Genomic DNA, 6,825 nt, shown 5'->3' with positions numbered 1-6,825 from the left:
ATTGGCGGCGACCCGGTCAAAGGCACCGAGTTCATCGACGTGCTGGAGATGTTCCTGGCTGACGACGAAACCAAGTCGATCATCATGATCGGCGAGATCGGCGGCTCGGCTGAAGAAGAAGCGGCGCAGTTCCTGAAAGACGAAGCCAAGAAAGGCCGCAAGAAGCCGATGGTCGGCTTCATCGCGGGCCGCACCGCGCCTCCGGGCCGCACCATGGGCCATGCCGGCGCCATCGTGTCTGGCGGCAAGGGCGGCGCTGAAGACAAGATCGACGCCATGAAGGCGGCGGGAATCACTGTCTCTGACAGCCCGGCGCGTCTCGGCGACACCCTGGTCGAAGTCCTCAAGGGCTAAGGCTTGCGCCAGATCTGACAGAACCCCCGTCCGGTGATCCGGGCGGGGGTTTTTGTATCGGTGTGGAAATCGGCGCGGCTCAGCCTAAAGTCTGATGAGACGGGGCGGTCGCCCCTGAATGTCTGAACCGCAAGGACTGAAATGCTCTGATTGCAGTAAAAAGCGGACGCTTTTTCCGATTTGCGGCGCTTCGGTCTTCTATTTCTTAACTAACAGGCATAAATGTCGGGTCAAACCACATGCGCGCGTCCGAGACGGCGCGCGTCCCCTCAGATGCCGATTGAATGGCGCCATGGCTGACGAACGCTCCTCCCAAAATCAGACTTTCCTGGACACCTCGTTCCTGTTTGGCGGCAACGCCGTCTATCTTGAGCAAATGGCGGCGAAATACGCCGCGGACCCGGCCTCTGTGCCAGACAGCTGGCGGGCCTTCTTCGCCGAGGTCGGCGATGCGCCGGCGGACGCCAGCCAGGCCGCCAAGGGCCCGGCGTGGAAACGCAAGGACTGGCCGCGTCCCGCCAATGGCGAACTGGTGACCGCGCTCGGTGATATTGAAAGCGCGACCATGGCGCTGCCAGACGCCGTGGCTGAGCACAAAGGCGCCGGCGCCTCTGCCGAGGACGTGCACAAGGCGGTCAAGGATTCCATCGCTGCGATCATGCTGATCCGCGCCTACCGCATGCGCGGCCATTTGGCGGCGGATCTGGATCCGCTCAAGCTCACAAGCTTTGGCGAGCAGCCCGAGCTGAGCCCGGCGACCTATGGCTTTACAGATGATGACCTGGATCGCGAGATCTTCATCAACGGCTATCTGGGCCTTGAGACGGCGACCGTGCGCCAGATGCTCGACATCTTGAAGCGCACCTATTGCTCCACCTTCGGCGTGGAGTTCCAGCACATCTCCAACCCCGAAGAGAAAGCCTGGCTGCAAGAGCGCATCGAGGGTCCGGACAAGGAGATCGCCTTCTCCAAGGAAGGCAAGATCGCCATCCTCAAGAAGATCATCGAGACCGGCGCGTTCGAGAACTTCCTGCACAAGCGCTATCCGGGCACCAAACGCTTCGGCATTGATGGCGGCGAGAGCCTGATCCCGGCGCTGGAGCAGATCATCAAGCGCGGTGGCGCGCTGGGCGTCAAAGACATCATTCTGGGCATGCCGCACCGGGGCCGCCTGAATGTTCTGGCGGCGGTGATGGGCAAGCCCTATCACGTGATCTTCCACGAGTTTCAGGGCGGCGACACGCTCGGTCAGGTGGATTACGCGTCAGGCGATGTGAAATACCATCTGGGCTCGTCGTCTGATCGCGAATTTGACGGCAACAAGGTCCATCTGTCGCTCACCCCCAACCCGTCGCACCTGGAAGCGGTGAATCCGGTAGTGCTGGGCAAGGCGCGCGCCAAGCAGACCCAGTTCCGTCGTGACGAGGGCGATGAGTCCAATTACGTCGAAAAAGTCCTGCCGCTCCTGCTGCACGGCGACGCCGCCTTCGCCGGTCAGGGCGTTGTGACGGAATGTTTCGGTCTGTCGGGCCTGCGCGGTCACCGCACCGGCGGCGCGATCCATTTTGTGGTGAACAACCAGATCGGCTTCACCACCGATCCCAAGGACAGCCGCTCTTCGCCTTACCCCTCTGACGTGGCGCTGATGGTTCAGTCGCCGATCTTCCACGTGAACGGCGATGATCCGGAAGCTGTGACCTTCGCCACCAAAGTCGCGGCGGAATATCGCCAGCGCTTTGGCAAGGACGTGGTCGTGGACATGTTCTGCTACCGCCGCTACGGCCATAACGAGGGTGATGATCCCAGCTTCACCCAGCCGATCATGTACAAGACCATCTCCAAGCACCCCACCACGCTGGAGCTTTATACCCAACGCCTGATCAACGAAGGCGTGACCACCCAGAAAGAGGTCGACGGCTGGGTCGAGGAGTTTGCGCAATTCCTTGATGACGAGTTTGAGAAAGCCAAATCCTACAGCCCCAACCGGGCGGACTGGCTGGACGGCGTCTGGCAGGGCCTGGGCCTGCCCGAAGAGGATGATCGTCGCGGTCAGACCGCTGTCGAGGCGAGCGTGCTCACCGACATCGCTGACAAGATGACGACGGTGCCGGAAGACATCGCCATCCACAAAACCCTCAAGCGTGTGATCGCAGGGCGTCGCAAGGCGGTTCTGGACGATCAGAACGGCATTGACTGGGCGACGGCGGAGCATCTCGCCTTCGGGTCGCTTCTCAAGGAAGGCTTCCCGGTGCGTCTGTCCGGTCAGGATTGCGGCCGCGGGACATTCTCCCAGCGTCACTCCCATGTGATCGATCAGAACACGGAAGAGCGCTATACGCCGCTCAACAATCTGGGCGGCGATCAGGCGCGCTATGAAGTCATCGACTCCATGCTGTCTGAGGAAGCGGTGCTCGGCTATGAGTATGGCTACACCCTGTCCGCCCCCAATTCGCTGGTGATGTGGGAAGCCCAGTTCGGCGACTTCACCAACGGCGCGCAGGTGATCATCGACCAGTTCATCTCGTCGTCAGAGCGCAAATGGCTGCGCATGTCGGGCCTGGTGATGCTGTTGCCGCACGGCTATGAGGGCCAAGGGCCGGAGCACTCCTCCGCCCGCCTCGAGCGCTATCTGCAGCAATGCGCCGAAGACAATATGCAGGTCGCCAACTGTTCGACGCCGGCCAACTATTTCCACATCCTGCGTCGCCAGATCCATCGCGGTTTCCGTAAACCGCTGGTGATCATGACGCCGAAATCGCTGCTGCGTCACAAGCGCTGCATCAGCCCGCTCGCTGAATTCGCGGAAGGCTCAAGCTTCCACCGCGTGCTGTGGGATGATGCGGACATGACCGTGCGCGAAGGCCGCTCGGACGTGGCCACCGGCCGTGCAGAAATCCCGCTGACCTCTGACGACAAGATCCGCCGCGTGGTCCTGTGCTCGGGTAAGGTTTATTACGACCTGCTGGAAGCGCGCGAAGAGCGTAAGATCGATGATGTCTACCTGCTGCGGGTCGAGCAGTTCTACCCCTTCCCGGCCAAGTCGGTGATCGATGAGCTCAAGCGCTTTGACAACGCCGATGTGGTCTGGTGTCAGGAAGAACCCAAGAATATGGGCGCCTGGAGCTTTGTGGAGCCGTATCTGGAATTCTGTCTTGAGAAGTCCAATACGAAAAGTGCGCGCGCCCGCTATGTCGGCCGCGCGGCCTCGGCCTCCACGGCGACGGGCCTTCTGTCCAAGCACCAGGCCCAGCAAGCCGCCCTCATTGACGAAGCCCTCTCGTAAGCTGTCGCCCGCACGAAGACCTTTCTAGGAAAGAGCTAAAAATGACCGAGATCACCGTCCCCACCCTCGGCGAATCCGTGACCGAAGCCACTGTCGGCGAATGGCAGGTTTCCGAAGGCGACGCCGTGAAGAAAGACGACATCCTGGTGGAGCTGGAAACCGACAAGGTGTCGGTGGAAGTGCGCGCCGAGGAAGATGGCGTCCTCTCCAAGATCGTCGCCCAGGAAGGCGACACCGTGGAGATCGGCGCGACGTTGGCCGAGCTGGGCGCTGGCGGCGGGGCCTCCGCCTCCAAAGCCTCTGACGACAAGCCGGCGAAAAAGTCCGAAGCCAAGTCCGACGCCAAATCCGGTGGTTCTGGCGGCGGCGATCTGATCGACGCCAAAGTCCCGGTGATGGGCGAAAGCGTGGCGGAAGGCCAGGTCGGCCAGTGGCTGGTGCAGCCCGGCGAGGCCGTCGAGCAGGACCAGGCGCTTCTGGAGATCGAAACCGACAAGGTGGCCGTGGAAGTGCCGGCTCCGGCGGCGGGCGTTCTGGAAGAACAGCTTGTGGCGGAAGGCGACACCGTCACCCCGGATCAGGTGATCGGCAAGATTCGCGCGGGCGCGTCTGCGTCTGCCGCGCCGAAGTCCGAGGATGCGCCGAAAGCGGCGGCGTCTTCGTCTTCTTCGGGCGGTGACGCCAAGGCCATGCCGTCCGCCAATCGCGTGGCTACAGAAAACAATCTTGACCTGTCCAAGGTCGAAGGCACCGGCAAGGATGGCCGCGTCACCAAGGGTGATGCGCTGAAAGCTGTGCAGTCTGGCGGAACCGCATCCGCCCCGGCTGCGGAGAAATCCTCCAAGCCGCGTGACACCGGCCCGCGCGAAGAGCGCGTGAAGATGACCCGCCTGCGTCAGACCATCGCCCGCCGTCTGAAAGACGCGCAGAACTCTGCGGCGATGCTGACCACCTATAACGAAGCGGATATGAGCGCGATCATGTCCCTGCGTAAGGAAATTCAGGACGATTTCGTCGCCAAGCACGGCGTGAAGCTGGGCTTCATGAGCTTCTTCGTGAAGGCTTGCGTCGCAGCGCTGAAAGACGTCCCGGCGGTCAATGCCGAGATCGACGGCACCGACATCATCTACAAGAATTATTACGACATGGGCGTGGCCGTCGGCACCGATCGCGGCCTTGTGGTGCCGGTTGTCCGTGATGCGGACGACCTGTCGCTGGCCGGCGTCGAGAAGTCCATCATGGACCTCGGCAAGCGCGCCCGCGACGGCAAGCTCGGCATTGACGACATGCAGGGCGCCAGCTTCACCATCTCCAATGGCGGCGTGTACGGCTCGCTGCTGTCGAGCCCGATCCTGAACGCGCCGCAGTCGGGCATTCTGGGTATGCACAAGATCCAGGAGCGCCCGGTCGCCATCAATGGCGAAGTGAAGATCCGTCCGATGATGTATCTGGCGCTCAGCTATGACCACCGCATCGTGGACGGCAAGGAAGCGGTGACCTTCCTCGTGCGCGTCAAGGAAAGCCTTGAGAACCCGCAGCGCCTGCTGCTCGACATCTAGTCGATCTCACGGGTTTCAAGCGATCAGCCCCGGCCGGACACGGCCGGGGCTTTTTGTTTGGGGCTGGGCGTGGGGGCCGTTTTTAGCTTAGAATACGGACATAACCTTGGGGGAGGCACTCTGATGGCCGATGACATTGAGACTGCAGTCGAGCGTCCGAAGACGCCGCTCTGGTTCTGGATCGTAGGCGTTGTGGCGTTGATCTGGAACGGCTTCGGGGCGGTGGATTACACCCTGACCCAGATGGGCAATGAGGCGTATCTGTCCGCTTTCACCGAAGAGCAGCTCGCCTTCTATCTCGGTTTCCCGCTCTGGTATGAGGCGGTCTGGGCCCTTGCGGTCTGGAGCGCGGTGGTCGCCAGCATCGCTATGCTTATCCGGTCCAAACTTGCCGCGCCGCTGTTTTTGGTCTCCATCGCCTTCTACATCATCAGCGCGGCCTATCTGTTCGGCTTCACCGCCGCCTATGACCTGATGGGCGGGATCGGCGGAGTGATCTTCTCGCTCGTGATCTTCTTAAGCCTGGTCGCGTTCTGGCGGGTCGCGGCCTGGGGCGTGAAAGCGGGCGTGCTTCGGTAACGGGGTTGAAAGCGTTCGGGGCTACACCGACCTGTAAACGCATAGCCGCCCTGCATCCTTCGCCGCATTGACGCGGGGGAGGGCAGGAGTAGGGTGCGGCTAACCCCTCCTTAGCGCGCTTGTCGGCGCGCGTTTACCGATGACGGTGTACCCCATGGCAGATCAATATGATGTGGTGATTATCGGCGGCGGCCCCGGCGGCTATAACTGCGCCATCCGCGCAGGCCAGCTGGGTCTGAAGACGGCCTGTATCGAGTCGCGCAAGACGCTGGGCGGCACCTGCCTGAATGTGGGCTGCATTCCGTCCAAGGCGATGCTGCACGCGTCCGAGCTTTATGAAGAAGCCAACAAGAATTTCGCCGATATGGGCATCGAGGTCGGCAAGCTGTCGCTGAACCTCAAGAAAATGATGGGTCAGAAGGATGACGCCGTCGACGGCCTGACCAAGGGCGTGGAATTCCTGTTCAAGAAGAACAAGGTCGATCATGTCCGCGGCAAGGGCCGCATCGCCGGCAAGGGCAAGGTGATCGTCACCGGCGAGGACGGCAAGGAAACCGAGCTCTCCGCCAAGAACATCGTCATCGCGACAGGCTCTGAGGTCACCCCGCTGCCGGGTGTCGAGATCGACGAGGAGCGCATTGTCTCCTCCACCGGCGCTCTGGAGCTCAAGGACGTCCCCAAAAAGCTGATCGTCATCGGCGCAGGCGTGATCGGGCTTGAGCTCGGCTCGGTCTGGCGCCGCCTGGGCGCGGACGTGACCGTGGTGGAATTCCTCGATCGCGCGCTGCCGGGCATGGATGGCGAGGTCTCCAAACAGGCCAAGCGTCTGTTTGAAAAGCAGGGCATGAGCTTCAAGCTGTCGCGCAAGGTGACCGGCATCGAAAAACTCAAGACCAAGCTCAAGGTCACCACCGAAGCGGCCAAGGGCGGCTCTGAAGAGGTGCTGGATGCGGACGTGGTGCTGGTCTGCATCGGCCGCCGTCCGTACACGGAAGGCCTAGGGCTCGAGACGGTCGGGATCGAGGTCGACAAGCGCGGCATGATCGCAAA

The 6,825-nt window shown here is 61.8% G+C and carries 4 protein-coding genes and 1 pseudogene; all 5 read left to right on the top strand.

Translation table 11 applies throughout. The features are described from left to right. Positions 1-354, top strand: a pseudogene (locus B3M53_RS10940) (succinate--CoA ligase subunit alpha); the annotation flags it as partial. A gap of 292 nt (positions 355-646) precedes the next feature. Next, entirely contained in the window at positions 647-3,637 is a 2,991-nt protein-coding gene (locus B3M53_RS10935) for a 2-oxoglutarate dehydrogenase E1 component (RefSeq protein WP_273020262.1), read from the top strand. A 41-nt stretch (positions 3,638-3,678) separates the two neighbouring features. Beyond that, positions 3,679-5,196 carry a 2-oxoglutarate dehydrogenase complex dihydrolipoyllysine-residue succinyltransferase gene (odhB, locus tag B3M53_RS10930; RefSeq protein ID WP_273020261.1) on the top strand — a complete coding sequence of 506 codons (1,518 nt, stop codon included), beginning with the start codon at positions 3,679-3,681 and terminating at the stop codon, positions 5,194-5,196. 123 nt (positions 5,197-5,319) lie between these two features. Continuing rightward, complete coding sequence (locus tag B3M53_RS10925; protein WP_273020260.1) at positions 5,320-5,775, top strand: hypothetical protein; 456 nt, start codon at positions 5,320-5,322, stop codon at positions 5,773-5,775. Between the two features lie 154 nt (positions 5,776-5,929). Next, a partial coding sequence (locus B3M53_RS10920) for a dihydrolipoyl dehydrogenase family protein (protein WP_286800407.1) occupies positions 5,930-6,825 on the top strand: 896 nt, incomplete at its 3' end.

Origin of the sequence: Oceanicaulis sp. UBA2681, from assembly GCF_002354675.1 — a bacterium.
Taxonomy (GTDB): domain Bacteria; phylum Pseudomonadota; class Alphaproteobacteria; order Caulobacterales; family Maricaulaceae; genus Oceanicaulis; species Oceanicaulis alexandrii.
Note: the sequence above shows the minus strand (reverse complement) of the source record. Positions and strands in the feature narration are given on the sequence as shown.

What these genes read in the sequence shown, in the direction of transcription:
- odhB (WP_273020261.1), top strand. Translation starts at nt 3,679, where the DNA reads ATGACCGAGATCACCGTCCCCACCCTCGGCGAATCCGTGACCGAAGCC.
- B3M53_RS10925 (WP_273020260.1), top strand. Translation starts at nt 5,320, where the DNA reads ATGGCCGATGACATTGAGACTGCAGTCGAGCGTCCGAAGACGCCGCTC.
- B3M53_RS10935 (WP_273020262.1), top strand. Translation starts at nt 647, where the DNA reads ATGGCTGACGAACGCTCCTCCCAAAATCAGACTTTCCTGGACACCTCG.